The organism is Ancylobacter sp. (assembly GCF_965279025.1).
Classification (GTDB): domain Bacteria; phylum Pseudomonadota; class Alphaproteobacteria; order Rhizobiales; family Xanthobacteraceae; genus Ancylobacter.
This window is the reverse complement of the sequence record NZ_OZ257132.1, coordinates 1,092,648-1,111,094: the sequence shown is the minus strand read 5'-3', so window position 1 is coordinate 1,111,094 and position 18,447 is coordinate 1,092,648. Positions and strand designations below refer to the sequence as shown.

The 18,447-nt window shown below is 64.6% G+C and carries 24 protein-coding genes and 1 tRNA gene; 9 read left to right on the top strand and 16 right to left on the bottom strand.

Features of this window, described 5'->3' with window-relative positions:
- Window positions 1-171: 171 nt before the first annotated feature.
- Window positions 172-675, bottom strand: a complete 504-nt coding sequence (locus ACQY76_RS05180; RefSeq protein ID WP_428031833.1) for a pyridoxamine 5'-phosphate oxidase family protein — start codon at window positions 673-675, stop codon at window positions 172-174.
- 125 nt (window positions 676-800) lie between these two features.
- Here ACQY76_RS05180 and ACQY76_RS05175 point away from each other — a divergent pair, with 125 nt between their 5' ends.
- Entirely contained in the window at window positions 801-1,931 is a 1,131-nt protein-coding gene (locus tag ACQY76_RS05175; protein WP_428031832.1) for a site-2 protease family protein, read from the top strand.
- An 18-nt stretch (window positions 1,932-1,949) separates the two neighbouring features.
- Here the strand turns inward: ACQY76_RS05175 and ACQY76_RS05170 are convergent, their stop codons facing one another.
- The gene (locus tag ACQY76_RS05170) at window positions 1,950-2,237 is read right to left on the bottom strand and encodes a hypothetical protein (protein WP_428031831.1); all 288 of its coding nucleotides are present in this window, start codon (window positions 2,235-2,237) and stop codon (window positions 1,950-1,952) included.
- A 197-nt stretch (window positions 2,238-2,434) separates the two neighbouring features.
- On the opposite strand from ACQY76_RS05170, the gene ACQY76_RS05165 reads away from it, so the two are divergent.
- From ACQY76_RS05165 to ACQY76_RS05155, 3 genes are all read left to right on the top strand, one after another.
- Window positions 2,435-2,668, top strand: coding sequence for a hypothetical protein (locus tag ACQY76_RS05165; RefSeq protein WP_428031830.1), 234 nt, complete (start codon window positions 2,435-2,437; stop codon window positions 2,666-2,668).
- A 128-nt stretch (window positions 2,669-2,796) separates the two neighbouring features.
- Window positions 2,797-4,626, top strand: coding sequence for a translational GTPase TypA (gene typA, locus ACQY76_RS05160; protein ID WP_428031829.1), 1,830 nt, complete (start codon window positions 2,797-2,799; stop codon window positions 4,624-4,626).
- Window positions 4,627-4,831: 205 nt separating this feature from the next.
- The gene (locus ACQY76_RS05155; RefSeq protein WP_428031828.1) at window positions 4,832-5,341 is read left to right on the top strand and encodes an N-acetyltransferase family protein; all 510 of its coding nucleotides are present in this window, start codon (window positions 4,832-4,834) and stop codon (window positions 5,339-5,341) included.
- 29 nt (window positions 5,342-5,370) lie between these two features.
- Here the strand turns inward: ACQY76_RS05155 and ACQY76_RS05150 are convergent, their stop codons facing one another.
- Complete coding sequence (locus ACQY76_RS05150) at window positions 5,371-5,712, bottom strand: DUF167 family protein (protein ID WP_428031827.1); 342 nt, start codon at window positions 5,710-5,712, stop codon at window positions 5,371-5,373.
- Complete coding sequence (locus ACQY76_RS05145; RefSeq protein ID WP_428031826.1) at window positions 5,709-5,993, bottom strand: YggT family protein; 285 nt, start codon at window positions 5,991-5,993, stop codon at window positions 5,709-5,711. The genes ACQY76_RS05150 and ACQY76_RS05145 overlap by 4 nt, the downstream gene beginning before the upstream one ends.
- Window positions 5,994-6,217: 224 nt before the next feature.
- On the opposite strand from ACQY76_RS05145, the gene ACQY76_RS05140 reads away from it, so the two are divergent.
- Together ACQY76_RS05140 and ACQY76_RS05135 are read left to right on the top strand one after the other, a co-directional pair.
- A tRNA-Ala gene (locus ACQY76_RS05140) sits at window positions 6,218-6,293 on the top strand.
- Between the two features lie 218 nt (window positions 6,294-6,511).
- Window positions 6,512-7,066 (top strand): hypothetical protein, encoded by a 555-nt coding sequence (locus ACQY76_RS05135; protein WP_428031825.1) that lies wholly within the window; start codon window positions 6,512-6,514, stop codon window positions 7,064-7,066.
- Between the two features lie 48 nt (window positions 7,067-7,114).
- Here the strand turns inward: ACQY76_RS05135 and ACQY76_RS05130 are convergent, their stop codons facing one another.
- Window positions 7,115-7,501 carry an SH3 domain-containing protein gene (locus ACQY76_RS05130; protein ID WP_428031824.1) on the bottom strand — a complete coding sequence of 129 codons (387 nt, stop codon included), beginning with the start codon at window positions 7,499-7,501 and terminating at the stop codon, window positions 7,115-7,117.
- A gap of 457 nt (window positions 7,502-7,958) precedes the next feature.
- Between ACQY76_RS05130 and ACQY76_RS05125 the strand changes: the two genes are divergently transcribed.
- Window positions 7,959-8,135, top strand: coding sequence for a hypothetical protein (locus ACQY76_RS05125; protein ID WP_428031823.1), 177 nt, complete (start codon window positions 7,959-7,961; stop codon window positions 8,133-8,135).
- A gap of 192 nt (window positions 8,136-8,327) precedes the next feature.
- Here ACQY76_RS05125 and ACQY76_RS05120 read toward each other — a convergent pair whose 3' ends face one another.
- From ACQY76_RS05120 to ACQY76_RS05075, 10 genes are all read right to left on the bottom strand, one after another.
- A complete protein-coding gene (locus tag ACQY76_RS05120) occupies window positions 8,328-8,618 on the bottom strand; it encodes a hypothetical protein (RefSeq protein WP_428031822.1) in 291 nt (96 codons plus the stop codon).
- 443 nt (window positions 8,619-9,061) lie between these two features.
- Window positions 9,062-9,331, bottom strand: coding sequence for a ribbon-helix-helix domain-containing protein (locus ACQY76_RS05115; protein ID WP_428031821.1), 270 nt, complete (start codon window positions 9,329-9,331; stop codon window positions 9,062-9,064).
- Between the two features lie 455 nt (window positions 9,332-9,786).
- Entirely contained in the window at window positions 9,787-10,209 is a 423-nt protein-coding gene (locus tag ACQY76_RS05110) for a terminase small subunit (RefSeq protein ID WP_428031820.1), read from the bottom strand.
- Window positions 10,197-10,571: a DUF5681 domain-containing protein gene (locus ACQY76_RS05105; RefSeq protein ID WP_428031819.1), complete on the bottom strand. Its 375-nt coding sequence runs from the start codon at window positions 10,569-10,571 to the stop codon at window positions 10,197-10,199. The genes ACQY76_RS05110 and ACQY76_RS05105 overlap by 13 nt, the downstream gene beginning before the upstream one ends.
- Before the next feature lie 119 nt (window positions 10,572-10,690).
- Window positions 10,691-13,618 carry a hypothetical protein gene (locus ACQY76_RS05100; protein ID WP_428031818.1) on the bottom strand — a complete coding sequence of 976 codons (2,928 nt, stop codon included), beginning with the start codon at window positions 13,616-13,618 and terminating at the stop codon, window positions 10,691-10,693.
- A complete protein-coding gene (locus ACQY76_RS05095) occupies window positions 13,618-15,027 on the bottom strand; it encodes a hypothetical protein (RefSeq protein WP_428031817.1) in 1,410 nt (469 codons plus the stop codon). The genes ACQY76_RS05100 and ACQY76_RS05095 overlap by 1 nt, the downstream gene beginning before the upstream one ends.
- Complete coding sequence (locus tag ACQY76_RS05090) at window positions 15,027-15,194, bottom strand: hypothetical protein (RefSeq protein WP_428031816.1); 168 nt, start codon at window positions 15,192-15,194, stop codon at window positions 15,027-15,029. Before ACQY76_RS05090 ends, ACQY76_RS05095 begins: the two co-directional genes overlap by 1 nt.
- Window positions 15,195-15,205: 11 nt before the next feature.
- A complete protein-coding gene (locus ACQY76_RS05085; protein WP_428031815.1) occupies window positions 15,206-15,439 on the bottom strand; it encodes a hypothetical protein in 234 nt (77 codons plus the stop codon).
- Window positions 15,440-15,925: 486 nt separating this feature from the next.
- Window positions 15,926-16,144, bottom strand: a complete 219-nt coding sequence (locus ACQY76_RS05080; RefSeq protein WP_428032937.1) for a hypothetical protein — start codon at window positions 16,142-16,144, stop codon at window positions 15,926-15,928.
- Complete coding sequence (locus ACQY76_RS05075) at window positions 16,144-16,332, bottom strand: hypothetical protein (protein WP_131837286.1); 189 nt, start codon at window positions 16,330-16,332, stop codon at window positions 16,144-16,146. Before ACQY76_RS05075 ends, ACQY76_RS05080 begins: the two co-directional genes overlap by 1 nt.
- 251 nt (window positions 16,333-16,583) lie before the next feature.
- Between ACQY76_RS05075 and ACQY76_RS05070 the strand changes: the two genes are divergently transcribed.
- Both ACQY76_RS05070 and ACQY76_RS05065 read left to right on the top strand, forming a co-directional pair.
- Window positions 16,584-16,898 (top strand): PRC-barrel domain-containing protein, encoded by a 315-nt coding sequence (locus ACQY76_RS05070; RefSeq protein WP_428031814.1) that lies wholly within the window; start codon window positions 16,584-16,586, stop codon window positions 16,896-16,898.
- Window positions 16,899-17,042: 144 nt separating this feature from the next.
- Entirely contained in the window at window positions 17,043-18,104 is a 1,062-nt protein-coding gene (locus tag ACQY76_RS05065) for an NAD-dependent epimerase/dehydratase family protein (RefSeq protein WP_428031813.1), read from the top strand.
- A 123-nt stretch (window positions 18,105-18,227) separates the two neighbouring features.
- Here ACQY76_RS05065 and ACQY76_RS05060 read toward each other — a convergent pair whose 3' ends face one another.
- Entirely contained in the window at window positions 18,228-18,437 is a 210-nt protein-coding gene (locus ACQY76_RS05060) for a hypothetical protein (protein WP_428031812.1), read from the bottom strand.
- Window positions 18,438-18,447: the final 10 nt, after the last annotated feature.

Sequence of the window (18,447 nt, the reverse complement as noted above, 5' to 3'; positions counted from 1 at the left end):
ACGGGGAAGGCGTGAATGCCCGGCCCGAGGCCGGGCATGACGGTGTTTTCCGAAGCCCGTTTTTACGCCGCTTTAGGCAATAGATCATCCCCGGGCTTGGCCCGGGGATCCACGTCTGTGCAAGAGCCGCAAGGTGGCGTGACCACCGCGCGGCGCTCTTGCGCGTCGCCCTCAGTCCAGCGGCACCTTGCGGTTTTCGCCGAGGTCGGTGGGGGCGCCGGTCAGGCGCGCGGCCATCATCTTGAACATCACGCCGATCGAGCTGGACGGGCCGTCCCAATATTCGGCATCCTCGGGCACGAAGCGCAGCACGCAGATGTTGGGGTCGGTCTTGCCGTTCGGCCAGAACGCCTTGTTCATGTCGCTCCACAGCTCGTCGATCTTGGCGCGGTCATCGGAAACCTCGGCCTGGCCGGAGACCGAGAGATAATTATTGTTGCCGGGATGGGCGAAGGTGAGGGCGGCCTGCGGGTCGCGGTTGATCTCGTCATCCTTGTGGCCACGGCGGTCGGACAGGAACCAGATGCAGCCTTCCTCGCGCGAGGGGTGGGCGTCCATCGGGCGGGCGCGCAGGGTTTCGCCCTCGCGGGTGACAAGCATGCAGATGCGCATGTCTTCCATCATCTCCCACGCGCGGTCGATGGCCTCGGCGGTGGTGCGTTCATTGTCGCTCATTGGGGTCGCCTCCTGCGGATGATCCGGTTCAGCAAGGCAACACGGCGGGCGCCGCGCGGTTCCGCTCCCCCTGTCGCCGGACGCGCGCTGGGCTATGGTGGGGTCCCGCTTCAGGAGAATCTTCCATGCCCTGGTCGCTGACGGTCGGCTATGTCTACGGCACCGCGGTGCGCATCCACGTCACCTTCCTGCTGTTCCTGGCCTGGATCTGGGTCGCCTATTACCAGCGCGGCGGTGCCGGCGCGGCATGGGAAGGTGTGGCCTTCGTAGCGCTGCTGTTCCTGTGCGTGCTGCTGCACGAGTTCGGCCACATCTTCGCGGCGCGGCGCTACGGGGTGAAGACGCCCGAAGTCACGCTGTGGCCGTTCGGCGGCATCGCCCGGCTGGAGCGCATTCCCGAGAAGCCCTCGGAGGAGCTGGTGGTGGCGCTGGCCGGGCCGGCGGTCAATGTGGTCATCGCCGCCGTGCTCTTCGTGCTGCTCGGCGGCCATGTCGGCGTCGAGCACATTGAAAGCATCGAGAACCCGCAGGTGAGCCTGCTGGCCAAGCTGGCGGCGGCAAACATCTTCCTCGTGGTGTTCAACCTCATACCCGCCTTCCCCATGGATGGCGGGCGGGTGCTGCGGGCGCTGCTGGCGATGAAGATGAGCCACGCGCAGGCGACGCAGATGGCGGCGTCGATCGGCCAGGGCCTTGCCATCGGCCTCGGCGTGCTCGGCATTTTCGGCAACCCGATGCTGATCATCATCGCGGTCTTCGTCTTCCTCGCCGCCTCCGGCGAGGCCGGGCAGGTACAGATGAAGCAGGTGGCGCAGGGGCTGCTGGTGGAGGACGCGATGATCACCCAGTTCGAGACGCTGGGGCCGACGGCGAGCGTCGGCGACGCAGCGGAGGCACTGATCCGCACCACGCAGAAGGAGTTTCCCATTGTCGACGGCGCCGTGCATCTGCGCGGCGTGCTGACCCGCGACGCCATGATCCGGGCGCTGCAGGCGCAGGGACCGGGCGCCTCGGTGCTGGAGGCGATGCAGGCGGATGTGCCCACCGTGGGCACGCGCACGCCGCTCGACAGGGCGCTGGCGCTGCTCACCCAGAAGGGCGCGCCGGTGGTCGGTGTGGTGGATGCCGGCGGGCGGCTGGTGGGCCTGATCTCGCCGGAGAATGTCGGCGAGATGATGATGCTGCGCGCCGCCCAGCCCGAGGGGCGCTTCGGGCCGTGGGCCAAGCGCCCGGCGCCGCCGCGCCCGACCGTCTGAGGGGCGCGGCGCGCGGGCCTATTCGGCGTCGGAAGGCTTCACGTCGCCGGTGATGCCGCTGAAGGCGGGCGGATCGCTGGCGGGGAAGCTGTCTTCCAGCGCTTCGTCGACGTCTTCCTCGGTCGGCTCCGGTGCGGGCAAGGCGGCCGCCTTCGGCGCCGGTTCCGTATCCACGGGCTTCACCTCGTCGCCGGTGATGCCGCTGAAGGCCGGCGGATCGCTGGCGGGGAAACTCTCTTCAACGCTCTCGTCGATTTCCGCCTCGGTATATTCCGGGCTGCCCGGCTTGCCGCTGTCGTGAACCATTGCCCCACTCCTTGCGTGCTGATCGGTTCAAGGTGGGCTGAAGATCGGGTTCACACAAGGGTTTGCCGAGGTCGGTAACGGCGATTGCGGCAGGGCGGAACCTTCGCGCCGGGCGGGGCGTTGGCACAAATGCCGCGTCTTACCCACCGGCGCGCGGGCGCGGCGTTTTCCCCGTCGCGCGCCGAGGAGGAAGGTTCATGACAGCCACTCACGAACCCGTCCGGCTGCAGTACTGGCCCCCGTCCCATACCGTCGATGCGCCCGACAACTGGCCGAAATCCTATGAGTTCGGAACGGTGGACGATGCCGTCGCCTTTGCCATGACCCAATCGCCCGCCGATCGCGAGGTGGCGTGGCTGCGGACGGCGGAAGGGCAGATCCTGAAGCCGGCCCAGATCCGCCGCCTGTGGGAGCTCCGCCGCGACCACTAGGCGCTTTTTCGCCGCTTCTGACGGCGCAATCGGCATCCGGCGTTGATCTCGCGGGCGTTCTGAGTATAGTGCGCCGCAAAATTCATGCGGGTCCGAAACCGTTCGGGCCCGCTTTTTGGTGTTTTCATATGAAGCTGCGCAACATCGCCATCATCGCCCACGTCGACCACGGCAAGACCACGCTGGTGGACGAACTGCTCAAGCAGTCCGGCTCCTATCGTGAGAACCAGCGCGTCGCCGAGCGTGTGATGGATTCGAACGATCTCGAAAAGGAGCGCGGCATCACCATCCTCGCCAAGGCCACTTCGGTGGTCTGGAAGGACACCCGGATCAACATCGTCGACACCCCCGGCCATGCCGATTTCGGCGGCGAGGTGGAGCGCATCCTCAACATGGTGGACGGCGCCATCGTGCTGGTCGATGCCGCCGAGGGCCCGATGCCGCAGACCAAGTTCGTGGTCGGCAAGGCGCTGAAGGTGGGCCTGCGCCCGATCGTGGCGATCAACAAGGTCGACCGCTCGGACGCCCGCTCGCAGGAAGTCATCAACGAGGTGTTCGACCTGTTCGCGGCGCTGGACGCCAATGACGACCAGCTCGACTTCCCGATCCTCTACGGGTCCGGCCGCAATGGCTGGATGAACACCTCGGCCGACGGTTCGCAGGACGAGGGCATGGCCCCGCTGTTCGACCTGGTCCTGAAGCACGTTCCCGAGCCCACGGTCGATGACGGCCCGTTCCGCATGATCGGCACGCTGCTGGAAGCCAACCCCTTCCTCGGCCGCATGATCACCGGGCGCATCACCTCCGGCTCGATCAAGCCGAACCAGTCGGTCAAGGTGCTGGCGCAGGACGGCAGCGTCGTCGAGCAGGGCCGCATCTCCAAGATCCTCGCCTTCCGCGGCATCGAGCGCCAGCCGATCGAAGAGGGCGTGCAGGGCGACATCATCGCCATTGCCGGCCTTTCCAAGGGCACCGTCGCCGACACTTTCTGCGACCTCTCGGTCGACGCCCCGCTGAAGGCCCAGCCGATCGACCCGCCGACCGTCACCATGTCGTTCATCGTGAATGACTCGCCGCTCGCCGGCACCGAGGGCGACAAGGTCACCAGCCGCGTCATCCGCGACCGCCTGCTGCGCGAGGCCGAAGGCAATGTCGCGCTGAAGATCGAGGAATCCGCCGACAAGGATTCGTTCTTCGTCTCCGGCCGCGGCGAACTCCAGCTCTCCGTGCTCATCGAGACCATGCGCCGCGAAGGCTTCGAGATCGCCGTGTCGCGTCCGCGCGTGGTGTTCTCCAAGGACCCCGAGACCGGCGAGATCCTTGAGCCGATCGAGGAAGTGCTGATCGACGTCGACGAGGAATATTCCGGCGTCGTCGTGCAGAAGATGTCCGAGCGCCGGGCCGAGATGGTCGAGATGAAGCCGTCGGGCGGCACCCGCCAGCGGCTGGTGTTCTACGCCCCCACCCGTGGCCTCATCGGTTATCAGGGCGAGCTGATGACCGACACGCGCGGCACCGCCATCATGAACCGGCTGTTCCACGCCTATCAGCCGCACCGTGGCGAGATCCCCGGCCGCCGCAACGGCGTGCTGATCTCCAACGAGGCCGGCGAGGCAGTGGCCTACGCGCTGTGGAACCTCGAAGATCGCGGCCCGATGATGATCGAGCCCGGCTGGAAGGTCTATCAGGGCATGATCGTGGGCGAGCACAACCGCGAGAACGACCTTGAAGTGAACGTGCTCAAGGGCAAGAAGCTCACCAACATCCGCACCACGTCGAAGGATGAGGCGGTGCGCCTCACCCCGCCGATCCGCATGACGCTGGAGCGCTCGCTGGCCTGGATCCAGGACGACGAGCTGGTCGAGGTGACGCCGAAATCGATCCGCATCCGCAAGCGCTGGCTCGACCCGAACGAGCGCAAGCGCGAGGAGCGCCGCAAGGAGTCCGAGGGCGTCTGAGGCCCTCGCCCCTTTCGGGCGCGTCCGCTCTCCCTGCCATTGGCGGCGCCTGCGGGCGCCGCCACTTTGTGTCGCGCGCGGTGTGCGCATGGCCCCGCGCGCGCGGGTTACAGCGTGGCGTTCGCGCCACGCTCCGGTGGAACGATCGCGTCTTCCCTGCGGAAAGACCTTGATCCCGCCGGTCGCATTTGCTCCCATCAGGGACATGAGCACGCTTCTCGTCGAGACACGCCGGGCGCAGCCGGCCGATGCAGGCGACATTGCCGATATCCACGATTCGGCATGGCGGTTCGCCTATCGCGGCCTCATTCCCGGTGCCGAACTGGAAAAGATGATCCTGCGCCGTGGCCCGGCCTGGTGGCAGACCGCGCTGAAGCGCGGTTCGCGCGTCATCGTGCTGACCTTCGGCGATGCCGTGGCCGGCTATGCCAATGTCGGGCGCAACCGCGCGCGCGGGCTGCCCTTCGAGGGCGAGATTTACGAGCTTTATCTGAGGCCGGAATATCAGGGGCTGGGCTTCGGCCGCCGCCTGTTCGGCGATGCCCGCAAGGAACTCGCCAGCGTCGGCTTCGACGGGCTGGCGGTGTGGGCGCTGGCGGCCAATGAGCCGGCGCTGGGCTTCTACCGTGCCATGGGCGGCCTCGGCGTCGCCCGCTCCACCGAGACCTTCGGCGGGCGCTCACTGGAAAAGCTCGCCTTCGGCTGGAACGGCTGAGCCGACCGCTCGGCTTCCCACGAGGTGCTTTACGGCTGCGGCGTGTCACCCGCGAGCGCGGCGAGGCGCGCGGCGATATCCTGCGGGTCGCCGGTCAGCCGGAAGCTCTTGGTGCGGCCCGTGGCGCCCGACAGCAGTTCCACGCGCGAGGGGGCGATGCCTGCGGCTTTGGCGAGGAGCCTGGCGAGGGCGGCATTGGCCTTGCCGTCCTCGGCGGCGACGCTGACCCGCGCCTTGAGGGCGCGGCGCCCGTCGCCCAGGGCGACGATGCCGTCAATGGCATCACGCCCGCCGCGCGGCGTGGCGCGCACGGTCACGCTCACGCCTTCGGCGGCGAGGGTCCACGGGGGAGCCGGGGTGGACGGGCTCACGCGCCGGCGACGAGCTCGAACACCAGGTTGCGGATGAAATAGAGCAGCACGATCAGGATCACCGGCGAGATGTCGATGCCGCCGAGATTGGGCAGTATGCGGCGCAGCGGCGCCAGCACCGGCTCGGTCACCCGCCAGAGGAATTCGCCGATGCTGCGGACGATCGGGTTGTGGGCGTTGACCACATTGAAGGCCACCAGCCAGGACAGGATGGCCGAGGCGATGAGGATCCAGACATAGAGCGTGATCAGCGTGTCGAACAGCCAGAGAACAGAATACATCGGCAGCCTCGAAACAGGGGCGGGAGCACGGCGCGGCTCTACGCGCGCACTGGTGCCGAACCGGTGCCCCACCGGATCGGATCAGGCTGCGGAGCGCCGTCCGCCCAGATGCTTAATGGTGCCGCCGCATTGCGGCAACCCTCATTCACAGAGCGGTGCGCAACCGCGCCGCGCCACCTTGACAGGGGGGCGACGGCGAACGTACAAGGCGCGGCCTGAAGCATGGGGCCGTAGCTCAGTTGGGAGAGCGCTGCAATCGCACTGCAGAGGTCAGGGGTTCAAATCCCCTCGGCTCCACCAGGCAAATCATCCAATAATTTGAAATCGTTGCCGAATTTTTGAGTGCGCAGTGGCGCACCCCAACATTTACCCCAACACGCGGTTGGGCTTCAGGCAAACGTAGGCGAACTTTCGCGGGATCAAACGGGATTAGCCGTGATCCGGCGGGATCGCCTCCGCCAAACTCGACTGCATGAATGATTGGGCCTTAGGCTCCCTCCCGAATTTGGGAGGCGGCCATGGTCGATCTGCGTGTTATCGAGGGCGGTGGTAGCCCGGAGGAGCGACGAGCTGCATATGCAGAAGCCATGGCGGCCGACGCATTTGCCGGGCTTGCCATTGAAGTTCTGCGGGCGGTCGCGCGCGGGCCCGACAATGCCTATCGCACCAGCATGGCCCTCCAGTTTCTGTACGAGAGGCTGTCTGCCGCCGATGTGCATCTTCACGCCTCAATTCATGAGGGGGTGCGGGATGTCCACGAACGGTTGATGCCAAGTGGCAACGATTCGTATGACGCGGAACTGCGATGGCTTCTGCAAAGCGCGCTTCGGCTTGCGGCCGAGATGCTGGCGACGGATGGTTTCGCGAAAGGCCGCGCTTCACAACGGCACGACGACTTCAGGCGGGCGCTTGAAAGCTACCTGATCGACAGAGAGGAAGTGTCGAGGCAAGGAGGCGGAAGCTATCTCTCGGGATTGCTGAGGCAGTTGGCGCCGCTGCCCCCAACACCTTCTCGACCTCGCGCCTCGGGCAAGCGGAAGACGAAAAAGCCAGCGAAGCCCGCAAGGACATAGTCTGCTGCCCCACGTAAGGGGCGTGGCGGGCGGGGGGGGCTTTCAGCGTCACTCGTAGCAATCGGGCTCTCGCCCGCCTGGGCGGCTATAGGCGCTCGACCCTCCACATCGGGCACCGTTTCGCTTCAAGTCGTAGGGGCAATCACACGTCCCGACATAGGGCGCTCTCACGGCACGGCCAGAAAAGGCGCGGACGGCCGGCGCAACAGTAGTTGGCGCCTGCGTCCGCATAGGTCGCTCAGGTTCTCGCTCGGTCGGCGGCGACGGACTGACGTACCCGGCGCTTACCCAGCCGCTCTTGTCGCCGTGCATTATTTGATACCAATCGCCCTGCTTATCGAGGACGAGAATCGATGTGCCTTTTGTCGCCTGGCCCAGCACATCGGCTGATGTGGAGGGCTGGGCACGGATGTTGACGTTCGCCGTTGCGTACATCCGCCTGGAGACGGGATTGGACGAGGCGCCCAAGCGGGATGGCGATGGGCCAGGCAACTCGCCACCCCCGGCACGGGGGGCCTGCTCCAATAGCGGGAGAGGTCTGTAGGAGGCGGCAGCGGGCTGCCTGACTTCTGGCTCTTTCTTTCGGGGTGTGCACCACGCCAATGCCGCTGCGCCGATGAAAATCCAGACGAGAGTTCCGGCCGCTTTCGAAGCCACAGGCGCCGCTCCTTCGAGGCGGACGGCGACCGCCCTAACCAACCAACGGCTGATGGTCTCCGATGGACAATCGCGAGTCGAGGGTATTTTAAAACCGGACCTAGCCCGAGGCGTGGCGCCAGCTGGCCGGAGTTCGAAGGACCATTGACTAGTGAGGCAGCTTAAAAGGGCGTTCCTGAGGCGCGGCTTGGGGATTGCCGTTGTGCGCCGAACAGCCACTCGCTAGGTATCGGCTATGAAAGCCAAACTCGAAGCCCTTCGCGGGCGGCTGCTCGCGGCCCAGCGTCATCTCATCGTTGTTGCTGCGGAGGCCGGCACGATCCCCTCCGACAACACGATGCGCAAAATTGCCGATATAGAGGTCACCCTCGGTGCTATCGAGGCGATGATCGATGAGGAGCGGGGCTCCTAGGCGGCTCATCGCGGGCGCCAGCGATGAGCCTGGGCGATATGGCGGCGGCGATCCTCGACATGATGCGTTCGTGTCGCGTTTAGAGGCCGGAATGGCGCGGCGCCTCGCAGAAGCGCCCGAACCGAACCTCATTCCACTTGCAACGCTATTTCTGACCCGTGAGTAGCAAAGCTTCGCGCCAGGCCGGCCTCTCTATGCGCCGCGAGCGTAGTCGAAACGGGGCTCCATGTTTCGATGCAAAGGCGACAAACGCCATCCCATCAAGGCGCAAGTGACCAGCTGATCATGCTGATCTCGTATCTCAATCGGGTCTTGTCGAAGGCCGTGGCGCATCCCGTGGGCATGGTCGACGGCTTCATGAATGAGGGCGAAGCGGGCTCGCTTCAGAGGTCCCATGCGCCCATCCAAAGCCCGCTCCGTGAAATAGAGGATGTAATAGGGGGCGCTGGCGTTAACCCTCATTTTTTGATCTGCTTGCGGCATTGCTCGACCTCCTGGACGCAGCGGCTATCTAAATGCCGCAGGTCCAACAGAGCCCGCTCTCTCAGGAGCGTGGGCAGTTGCGAACATGGGGCTAACACGACTCGAAGCAGTGTCTTTGCAAACGTCGGAATGTGACCGCGGTTCCGATCACGATTTGCTACGGCCAGGAAAGCGCCCGGCCGTGGCGGAACGCCCGACGACATGTTCACGTTTTCCCAGCAGTGCGTGGCCGCCGTACAACGTTGAGAGCGCGCCAGTTGCCCGCGATAACCATCGAGACGACCTGCGGCGCGCGCCCGGCCACAGGGCATATTTTTCCATGAGGCGCGAAGTTGCGGGGCAAAGGCGTCCGCTGGGATAGGCATCAACACCCCCTCCGCGACCGGGGAGATGCGCAAAAGCCATTTCTGGTTGAACGGCTCTAGCGGAGGCGTCGCGCGCCGCTATCGGGCGCTGGTCGCTTCAGCAATGGGCACCCCGCTTTTGTTCATCGTGCCCCGATAGTGCTGCAAAACGAACAACCGTAAGGCAGAAGAGAGATTGCCGTGCAATCTCTCAGCATCGATATTCGTGACGAGCTGTGCTATCGACTGGCCCTTGTCGTGGGCAATATCTTTCAGAGACGTCCAGAATTCTTCCTCAAGGGAAACGCTCGTCTTGTGCTGTCCTACGACAACTGAGCGCTTAACAACAACGCGTGCACTCCTATCCATGTGACGCTCCAATGCGGGATTGTATGTCCGTCGCCGCCATGTGTCGGGACTCCAAATTCAAACCGCCGTGGCGACGATGAGAGCGATTTTTGCCAGCGAATTCAGGTGGGCGCAACGCGCTCCGGGCCGTCTACGTCGGAACGTTCTCGCGCGGCCGTTCACGACCAGCGACGACGGGTCAGCTTCGACCGGCAGGATAGTACACAGAGGGCCGATGCAGATGGCCGCTATCGTCCGCTCCGGCGTTCAGTTACCATGTGTTGTCCGACCAGCTTGATAAATCGAGCTATTTTCGGACCGCCGGGCGCGCTGCGGGGCGTTGTCCGGCGAAGGCTCGCTTGCCTAATGCGGGCCACCTTTGATTTTCGTTTGATTGTTTTTCAAAGGCCATGGCGAACCGGACGGCTCGGTCCTTGGACACAAAGAGCCTTTAGGGACTGACATAACTCCGAGATCTACCGAGCCGGCCCTTTCGGGCAGAACTCCTTTTCCCACTCTTCCTCCGACAACGGCTTGTCGGTCACCTCATAGGTGAAGGTGCGGTTCTCGGTCTTGTCGACCACGAGGCCGTTGAGCTTGGCGATATCCATCAGCGCTGCACGGGCGACCGAAAGCCCGGACGCCTCCTTGATTGCCTCGGCTGCGTCCGCGATGCGATAGAGCCGGGCCGTAATGTCTTCGACGGTCGTCATGGTGCGCTCCGCTGCTGCTGCCATCAATTCTGCCACGCGGGAGGTGACGTTCACATTTGTCGACAGGCGCGATGCGGCGGAACGGCTCTCGGAATATCCGGCCTCAACATATGCCTCGCTGGCGCTCTTCCCCTCCACCAGCGCGCGGGCGAAAGCCTCATGGCGGGCATTTTTCAGCGCTGGCATCCGGAGCCCTTCCCTTTTAGGGACTCAAGAAACTCTGGCTCCCCTTCGGCGTCGGCGGCCGCGACGATGGCCATAAGCTCGTCGTCGCTAATCTGTTCCAGAGGGCGCGCGGTCTCGACCTTCATCTCACGGGGCATGAGGGAAGCGATGACCTTCAGGTAAGCGGCAGGCGCTTCCGTGCGCACACTGGCGATGACGGCAGAACCATGCTCGGCGAAGTCAGTGGAGAGGGCGGCGATGAAGTCCTCACCCAGCTTGTTGCGGGCGCCCCTGGGTCGGCCGGCGGGGTTGCCGCTCCTGCCGGGTTCGAACGGGACGCCTCGCTGTTTCATCGCTGATCTATCAGCGCGCTCGGCCATCATATGCTTCCATCGCTTTGCAGGGTCTGCATGGAATTGTGCAGGCCCTGAACCGGCGCCCGCCCTTGATTAATCTTGATTGATTTCAAGCCGCGAGCCCTCGATCTGGCGCACCAATGTGCCTACTCCCCGTCGGCCGGATTCACCATCGTGCGCGTGAAACGCTGCAAGAATGACAGCACGTCCTTCTCTGTCGGCTTCGGCGGTGCCTTGGTGAGGAGGAGCAATCCCCGCTGAGGATTCAGCATGGCATCGGTGAGCAAGTCGTCGACCTTCTCCATGCCAGCCCGACGAAGGGCGGCGAGCGCTTGGCCCCCGCCAATGGCCGCGATGCCGCCGATAGGGCCACCAAGAGCGAAGCCACCTCCGCCCTGCGCCAGCGCGGCGAGGAAGATGCGCCCCCAAGATTGCGGCTGCGAGGATTGGGCGAGGGCGACAAGATCCTGCGCCGTATTCGAGCCGCCCGGCAGTTTCACCGAGGTAATGGAGCGGTTCGCCCGCTGGAGGTCGTCGCCGATGGCCTTCAGCATGGAGATTTCCGCCGGCTTCAACACCTCTTTCAAGGCCGCTTCATTCTGGCGGACGAAATTCTGAAACTGATCAGCCTTGATGAGGGCACGGCCGGAGGTGGCAACCTCGGCATTGGAGACGAGACGCTGCACCATGCTATCGGCAACGGCCTTGCGCAGGCCCTCGACCGCTTCGCCATTGCCGCGCACCTGTTCGGCGAGCTGGCGCATCAGGGTTGCAGGCTGGGGCGAGGTGAACACCGAACCGATGGCGCGTGTCACGTCCTCGGGATTGTCGACGCCGATAAGGCGGCCGGTGAGCCCCTGGCGATAGGTGTCGAACGACTGTTTGCGCTGAACGGCAAGCTGCTCCATCGCCTGGGAAGCACGCACTGGATCGGCCACCATGCCGTCAATTTCAGGGAAGGCGCGCAGGGCATCGCGATAGCGCGATTTCCAAAGCTGCACCTTTGCAGGATCCAGCGTGCCGTCTTCCCGCATGGCAGAGCGGCGCAGGGTCGAAAGCGCATAGTCTCGAATAGATGCCACGGTTTCGGGATCGCCGGCCGCCTGACGCAGGGCCTGTACGTTTTCATAGCCCTTGGAGCCAGGACGAAAGAACCGCTCGGCAACGGCAGAGGACGGAACGTTGTAGGGGCCTTCTGAGCCAGAGCGGCGGAGCACGTCACCGACAGGCCCGCGCCCATAGGTCTGCGCGCGCTGCTTCGTCGCCTCGCTGGCGGCGTTCAGTCGGTTTTTGGCTCCGGCGTCGAAGTTGGGGGCGAGGCCTCGCTGATCTCCCGGTATTCCTTGAGAGCCCGCAGCACCTGAAAATTCCCCTCGGCCTTGGCCCGCGCTTCCGCGTGCACCAGAAAAGCCGCCCGCTCCGCTGGAGCCATCGGATCCAGCACCGGCATCAGCTCTTGCCCGAGTCGCTTGTTCTTCTCGCCAGCCATCCCGCCATCCAGCGACAAGCGCCGCCATCGTGTCTTCCTGACGCATAGCGCCCGAAGCCACGGCCTCTGCTTCCTGTGCAGCCTTCCCGGTGACTGCGTCCTCGATATTGCGCTCGATGGCACCGCGAAGCTGCGAGAGTCGAGCATATACTGGGCTGCGACCGTTCTGCGAGAGTTCGCGGCGCATTTCGGTGGACACTCGCGACCGCAGCGCCGTCACCTCCTTGAACGGCATCACAGGGCCGAAGCCTCCCGCTGCCGCGAAGATGGCGCGTTCCTCTCCCTCCATCGGCCGGGCAGCCTGCGGCAGCGAGCCTAGCGCCTTCTCAACCTCCTGCCGTACTCCACCCGTGGGCAGCGCCAACGAGCCATCCGGGTCCACCGCGCCCCAAAGCGCGCGCTCACGCTCACGCGCCGTGTTTTCCGCATCCATCAAGCGCTGCCGAACCGCAGAGCCGTAGCCCTCGGGGGTCCCGGCGCCGCCGATAGCCGCCGCGCGTTCCTGTGCCGTGCGCGTCGCCCCCTGAAGGGCCTCGCCGGTCATCTCGTCCAGATCCGCGAGGTTAGCGCGCAGCGCGCTAACGATAGCCTGCGGGCTCCCCTGGGACTGGACGTCGCCGAGGGCATCAAGACGGGCCGCGTTCTGATCGGAACGGCGCTGCATGAACTGGTCTGGGGAAAGCGCGGACACCGCACGCTCTAGGGCGCCGAGCCCCATATCTCCCGATTGCTGGAAGGTCGTCGGCTGCGAACCGGGCACAAGCTCCCCATTGCGGGCGAGAGCGTCGCGGGCTGCTGCCGGATCGCTGGCGGCGTCCCGAAGTGAGGTCGCGGCCAATCGTTCACGGCCGGCCTCGGTCAATGGCGCGATGTAGTCCCCGGCCATCCGGGCACCTTCCGCTGCGATTCGCGGCGTGGAAGCAGCCAGAGCACCAAGCCCGCCACCGACGAGCCCGCCTGCCATCTCCGCCAGAGGGCGAGCCGATTCCGGCGCCACCTGGCCGGCAAGAGAAGCGCCAGCGCCGCCGGCCGCGCCAGCGAGCGCATTGCCCGCCACGTCACCAACTGTGCGGGACTCGCCGAAGATGGAGCGGAGCCACGGCCCAATGGTCCGGCCGGCCGCCTGCGCCACGCCACGTGCCGCCAATTCGGGCGCGACCATGTATCCGATACCCTGGCCCGCTCCGCGCGCAATCTTCTCGCCAGCAGTTGCGGCTTCAATGTCGGCAGGGTCGGGAACGCCAGCTGCGCCGAATGCTTGGGCAATCGACCGGCTACCGCCAATTGGGTCCTGAATGGTCGGGAGTTCCGTGCCAGTCGCGGCATTGATGCCGCGTACGCCGAGATTGATCGCTCCCGCCGCCAGGTCCACGGGAGCGCCGAGCGTTCCATAGATGCCCTCGTTCAGGCCGGCGGTGGTGTTCATGAAGGCGCCATCACCGCGCTGGCCGGGGCGCTGATCCACGCGGGTTTCAGCGCCGCTGGGTTCGTCCAGCACGAAGCCCGGCGGCAATGCCACGCCCGCCGCTCCACCAGCGGCAGACATCGGCTCGTCGAGTACAAAGCCTTCAGGAAGCTGGGCCATCAGAGCGGACTCCACTGACCATTGCGGAAGATGACCTTTTCGCCCGTCTGCGGGTTGGTCGCGGTCTGTCCATCACTGGGCGCATTGGATTCCCCAGATTTGGGGGCACCGCTGCGCGGGGCGGTTACCACGCCGCCGACGTCGAGGTCGATCAGATTATTCGTCGCCCGGCGCAGGCCGATCTGGTTCTGTTTGAACTCTCCAGCTGAGGCGTTGTAGCGCTGGATTTCCTGAAGCCGCTGCTTCACGACGGCCGGATCGTTGATATTGGCGAACACCTCGTTCCATGCGCGTTGCGCATCGCCTTCGGTCTGGACGCCCTTGTTCAGGCGCAGGCTCTCGTTGCGCATCTGCTCCATGCCGGCGACGAAACTGGCGTAGTTGCGCGAGGCGTCATTCGAGTTGCCGGCCCAGTTCTGCAACTCCGAAACTCGGTTCTGCGCCGGACCCAGCACGAGCTTGCCGCTGTCGATCTGGTCGACATAGCCGCCGAGGCGCTGATTGAGCTGCCCAAGGGTCTGCACGTCCTGAAGGTCGTCGCCTTCAGCTTTCTGGATGGCCGCCGGAACGGGACGCTTCGGCGCCTGCTTCGTGCCACCGATGGGCTTCCAGTCGCTCACGCTCGCATCCCACTGCGCCGTCTGCGGCTGGCCGGTCTCGGGATCGTAAATCGTCGTGGTGCGCGGGGCATTGTCTTCAAGGCGCGCACCGGCCCGCGCGCCAGCCTGCCGCTGGATGTCGAGGCTCTGGCGACGGTAATCCTGATCGGCGGAGAACTTGCGCTCGGAGAAGCTGCGATCCCACGTCTCACTCTCCCTCTCACGATCCAGTTCGCCGCCCGGAATGAGCATCAGGCCAAGCCGGCGGGTCTCAGGATTGGCAAGGAGACGCTCGACCGCCGCGCGCGGAAGGCGGGGTGCGTTACCTGGCGCCGCCGCCGACGGGACAGCTCCGGCACCCGATGGCGAAGAGGGAGAAGCCCCGGCCAGAGCCGGAATGCTGGTGAGAGGGGCATTGGACTGCGGGGCTGCGTTGATCTCCGCCGCCGTGAAGCCCTTGCGCTGGGGCGAGGCGGAGGGCGCCATCCCTGTTGCAGCGGGCGCCGCCCCGGGGACGGTCGGGGCCTGCGCCACCTGAACGCCGCCAGCGGGAGCCTGCCCCACGCCCAAAAGCTGAGAGAGGAAACCTACCGTCTGCGGCGCACTCTCGGCTCCGTAAACGGCGTCCAGATAGGGCGCGAGAGCAACCGCTGCCTGGCGGTCGTCAAGCTGCTTACTCCAGCTTTCGGCAAGGCCCGACAAGAAGCCGCCGCCTCGGGCAGCCGGAATGCGCGGGGTATCGGCGTCGGCACTCGCTGCGAACAAATCCGTGCCAGAGGCATTCTGCCGGCCAAATCCGAACGTTGCCATCAGTGAGCCCTTTCCTGCTTCGTGGGCTCGTCGCTCGCGGGGATCCCCGAGGCCATCGCCTGGCGGAGGACTTCGCTCAGCGGGGAGCCGGTCTCACGTGCGCGGCGCGCGAACACGGCGTGCATGCGGTCGGGGATGCGCAGGTTGATATGCCTGTCGAATTTCATGGCCGCCTCCCTCAATGGATGATGTCGGGAGCATCGTCGCCGCTGGCGGCGACGGGCGCGGCCACCTCTGGCGTACGCGCGCTGTCCGTCGCCACCAGCTTGCCGGCCAAATTATCGAGGGCCACCTGGGCGCCCCCGTACAGGTAAAGCTCGTAGGCAAACGCCTCTCGAACCATCTGCTCGGGAGTGCCGGCGGTCTTGGTTGCCGCCGACAGGCAAATCGCACGAAGCTCTACTTGATCCATATCGCCCCTCAAACCTGCAAGACCCTCGTAGGGCCTTCGAATTTGAGGAGATTATCGCATGTATTCGCGAGTATTACAAATTGAATTACATCGTGTTACTGACGTACTATTATATTTACTGACGTTTACCGACGTTTCTTCACGGGAGCGACTCCAGACGACCTCGCCTTTAGGGGCTCCGAAAACTCGGCGGCACAGCCGACGTGCACCGCGCTTACCGGATAGGATCGCTACCGACGCTGCCCAACGCGACCGGCCCAGCCGCTTGCCGCATCAGGCCGGCTTGATTATCTCTGATTAAAATCAATCGCTGGCGCGCGTTGCGGTTCCTTCCGGCCCGCCTCCTGGCGGCCAAACGCTCTTGACGCCTCCCCAACCCGCCCCACGTCCCTGCATTGGCTCTTGGAATGGCGATAGGCCCCAGCTTGGGCGCAGCACTCGGCGCGGCGGTCTTCGACAACGTCGCCATCGGCGCGGGGATGGATATCACTCTTGCGCCGCCATCTCCCGCCGTACCGGTCTGCGCCGCACATAGCCCCGGCTGGCCTCCTGCCGCGCCTCGTCCAACTCGCGTTCGAGAAATTGCCCGGCAATTAGAAGCGCCCTGATGGTGGCGCGGGGGTCGCCGCCGCACGCATCAAGCGCCATGTCGACGTCGGCATCGGTGACGTCGATCGGCACTGCTTCAGCTTCCACCTCGTCCATCACGGCAGCCCTTCATGACCGGCGGGCCAGGCTTTACGCTCGCCGTCCATAGCGCCCTGCAACTGGCGATCCATCAGGATCAGTCCGCTATTGAGGCTCTCCAGCGCGACGTACGCCGGCTCGCCAATCGGCAGCTTTCCGGCCCAGGTTCTCGTCACGTGGTGAAACGCGCGCAGCTCGCGCTGCATCTGCGCTGCCTCATGGGCAGATAGGCCTCTCTTGCTTCGCTGGATCATTCCGACCTCCATCACGCCGCCATGGATTCCATGAGAACAAAAAGCGAACAAGGCCAATTCCGCAGCCGGAATGATCAAGGAGCCAGTAGTGGTAGCCAGTGATGGAAGGTCACTCGCAGAGCCAGCCCGAGGCGCTCGGGCACCGCCGGGAACTGCCACAGCCCCCTGTGGGTTTACCAGGCACAACCATGGGAGTGCTCACGATGGATCATACCAACCACACTCGGCTTCTGCCTTCCGAACTCACATCGGATACCCTTGATGGCGCAACCATCTATGGTCCCGACGACGAAAAGATTGGGCATGTCTCGCATCTTCACGGTGCCGGCCCCGCAGCCACCGTCGTGGTCGACGTCGGCGGGTTCCTCGGCATCGGTGCCAAGCCGGTGGCTCTTCCGATACAGGATCTCGACTTCATGCGGGACGAGGATGGCGATGTGCACGCCATTACGCGCTTCACCAAGGATCAGCTGAAAGAGCTGCCGGAGCACACGGACCGTCCGGAATTTCGGGTCTGAGGAAGGCGCCGACGTGCAACACACGCTAGAGCGGGTGTGCCGGAATACGGTTGCCCCACGGTGCCTATGTCCCCGACAAGGCGCCTTCTAGAGACCCCGCGCTTGATGCCTAGCTTCATGCAGTGATGCGATTGGATAATGATTATGGCAGGAACGGCATTGGTCGTCGGCGCGAGCGGCATAGTCGGCAGTGCGACGGGGGCGTTGCTCTGCGAAGAGGGTTGGAAGGTTTACGGCCTTGCGAGGCGCTCGGTGGAGCAGACGGGCGTGGTCCCGCTTTTAGCGGACCTTCAGGACAAGGCCGGCACCGCGTCCGCCTTGTCCGATATTCGGCCCGACGCCGTATTCATCACGACATGGCTCCGGCAGGACAGCGAAGCCGAAAACATCCGCGTGAATTCAGCCATGGTGCGCAATCTGCTCGATGCCTTGAGCGCGCATAGCAGCACCCGCCACGTCGCGCTGGTCACGGGGCTCAAGCATTATCTCGGGCCTTTCGAGGCTTATGGAAAGGGCTCGCTGCCGCAAACGCCGTTTCGCGAGGAACAGGGACGGCTCGACGTCGAGAATTTCTATTACGCCCAGGAAGACGAGGTTTTTGCTGCTGCCGAACGTGATGGATTCTCATGGAGTGTACATCGTCCGCACACGGTTATCGGAAAGGCGGTCGGCAACGCGATGAACATGGGGACCACGCTCGCGGTCTATGCGACGATCTGCCGTGAGACCGGCCGTCCGTTTCGATTCCCCGGCTCTGGTGCCCAGTGGAATGGGCTCACCGACATGACGGACGCGCGGCAATTGGCAAAACATCTGCTGTGGGCGACGCAAACCCCCGCTGCGCACAACGAGGCGATTAACGTTGTCAATGGCGATGTGTTTCGCTGGAGCTGGATGTGGTCTCGCATTGCTGAATGGTTTGGTCTCGAACCGGCGCCATTCGATGGAACGGTGCAGACCCTCGAGCAGCAGATGGCGAATGATGCCGATGTGTGGCGACGCATTGCCATGCGTGAAGGTCTAGTGGAGAGGGATCTCAGCCGCCTGACTTCGCCCTGGCACACTGACGCCGACCTCGGACGCCCAATTGAGGTTGTCACCGACATGGGGAAAAGCCGCCGCCTTGGCTTTACCGGATATCAGTCGACTGATGATGCGTTCAGCGCGCTCTTTAATAGCCTGCGGGCTGACCGGATTATTCCATAAGCAACCTGGAAGTGACCCGCGCTTTCCTGGAGGACGGCGGTCCCGATGCGTCTCGGCCTTACCGTCGGCTGTGTGTCTTCATCGGCGCATGATCAAACGTTCACGGCAGTTTCCACAGGCGTTCTAGCCGAGCAACGTGCGGTATTCGACCGAGAGAGAATTGATCTCATCGACGGCGTACGGCCAAGGATCATCCGCAATGCCTTGACGGATCTCATTGGCGAGAACGGGCCAGAAACGCTCGACCAGCTCCGGAATGCGCTCCTCATCGATTCCCCGCTGACGCAGATCAATGGCGCAGAGTTGGCGGGCAGTGTCTTCGGTGTGCTTCACGCGGCGGTCC

Excerpts from the sequence above, each read along its gene's own strand:
- ACQY76_RS05115 (WP_428031821.1), bottom strand. The coding sequence starts at position 9,331 with ATGGATAGGAGTGCACGCGTTGTTGTTAAGCGCTCAGTTGTCGTAGGA.
- typA (WP_428031829.1), top strand. The coding sequence starts at position 2,797 with ATGAAGCTGCGCAACATCGCCATCATCGCCCACGTCGACCACGGCAAG.
- ACQY76_RS05090 (WP_428031816.1), bottom strand. The coding sequence starts at position 15,194 with ATGAAATTCGACAGGCATATCAACCTGCGCATCCCCGACCGCATGCAC.
- ACQY76_RS05180 (WP_428031833.1), bottom strand. The coding sequence starts at position 675 with ATGAGCGACAATGAACGCACCACCGCCGAGGCCATCGACCGCGCGTGG.
- ACQY76_RS05070 (WP_428031814.1), top strand. The coding sequence starts at position 16,584 with ATGGATCATACCAACCACACTCGGCTTCTGCCTTCCGAACTCACATCG.
- ACQY76_RS05085 (WP_428031815.1), bottom strand. The coding sequence starts at position 15,439 with ATGGATCAAGTAGAGCTTCGTGCGATTTGCCTGTCGGCGGCAACCAAG.
- ACQY76_RS05105 (WP_428031819.1), bottom strand. The coding sequence starts at position 10,571 with ATGATGGCCGAGCGCGCTGATAGATCAGCGATGAAACAGCGAGGCGTC.
- ACQY76_RS05120 (WP_428031822.1), bottom strand. The coding sequence starts at position 8,618 with ATGCCGCAAGCAGATCAAAAAATGAGGGTTAACGCCAGCGCCCCCTAT.
- ACQY76_RS05065 (WP_428031813.1), top strand. The coding sequence starts at position 17,043 with ATGGCAGGAACGGCATTGGTCGTCGGCGCGAGCGGCATAGTCGGCAGT.
- ACQY76_RS05145 (WP_428031826.1), bottom strand. The coding sequence starts at position 5,993 with ATGTATTCTGTTCTCTGGCTGTTCGACACGCTGATCACGCTCTATGTC.
- ACQY76_RS05130 (WP_428031824.1), bottom strand. The coding sequence starts at position 7,501 with ATGTACGCAACGGCGAACGTCAACATCCGTGCCCAGCCCTCCACATCA.
- ACQY76_RS05155 (WP_428031828.1), top strand. The coding sequence starts at position 4,832 with ATGAGCACGCTTCTCGTCGAGACACGCCGGGCGCAGCCGGCCGATGCA.
- ACQY76_RS05080 (WP_428032937.1), bottom strand. The coding sequence starts at position 16,144 with ATGGACGAGGTGGAAGCTGAAGCAGTGCCGATCGACGTCACCGATGCC.
- ACQY76_RS05175 (WP_428031832.1), top strand. The coding sequence starts at position 801 with ATGCCCTGGTCGCTGACGGTCGGCTATGTCTACGGCACCGCGGTGCGC.
- ACQY76_RS05170 (WP_428031831.1), bottom strand. The coding sequence starts at position 2,237 with ATGGTTCACGACAGCGGCAAGCCGGGCAGCCCGGAATATACCGAGGCG.
- ACQY76_RS05165 (WP_428031830.1), top strand. The coding sequence starts at position 2,435 with ATGACAGCCACTCACGAACCCGTCCGGCTGCAGTACTGGCCCCCGTCC.
- ACQY76_RS05135 (WP_428031825.1), top strand. The coding sequence starts at position 6,512 with ATGGTCGATCTGCGTGTTATCGAGGGCGGTGGTAGCCCGGAGGAGCGA.
- ACQY76_RS05075 (WP_131837286.1), bottom strand. The coding sequence starts at position 16,332 with ATGCAGCGCGAGCTGCGCGCGTTTCACCACGTGACGAGAACCTGGGCC.
- ACQY76_RS05095 (WP_428031817.1), bottom strand. The coding sequence starts at position 15,027 with ATGGCAACGTTCGGATTTGGCCGGCAGAATGCCTCTGGCACGGATTTG.
- ACQY76_RS05125 (WP_428031823.1), top strand. The coding sequence starts at position 7,959 with ATGAAAGCCAAACTCGAAGCCCTTCGCGGGCGGCTGCTCGCGGCCCAG.
- ACQY76_RS05110 (WP_428031820.1), bottom strand. The coding sequence starts at position 10,209 with ATGCCAGCGCTGAAAAATGCCCGCCATGAGGCTTTCGCCCGCGCGCTG.
- ACQY76_RS05100 (WP_428031818.1), bottom strand. The coding sequence starts at position 13,618 with ATGGCCCAGCTTCCTGAAGGCTTTGTACTCGACGAGCCGATGTCTGCC.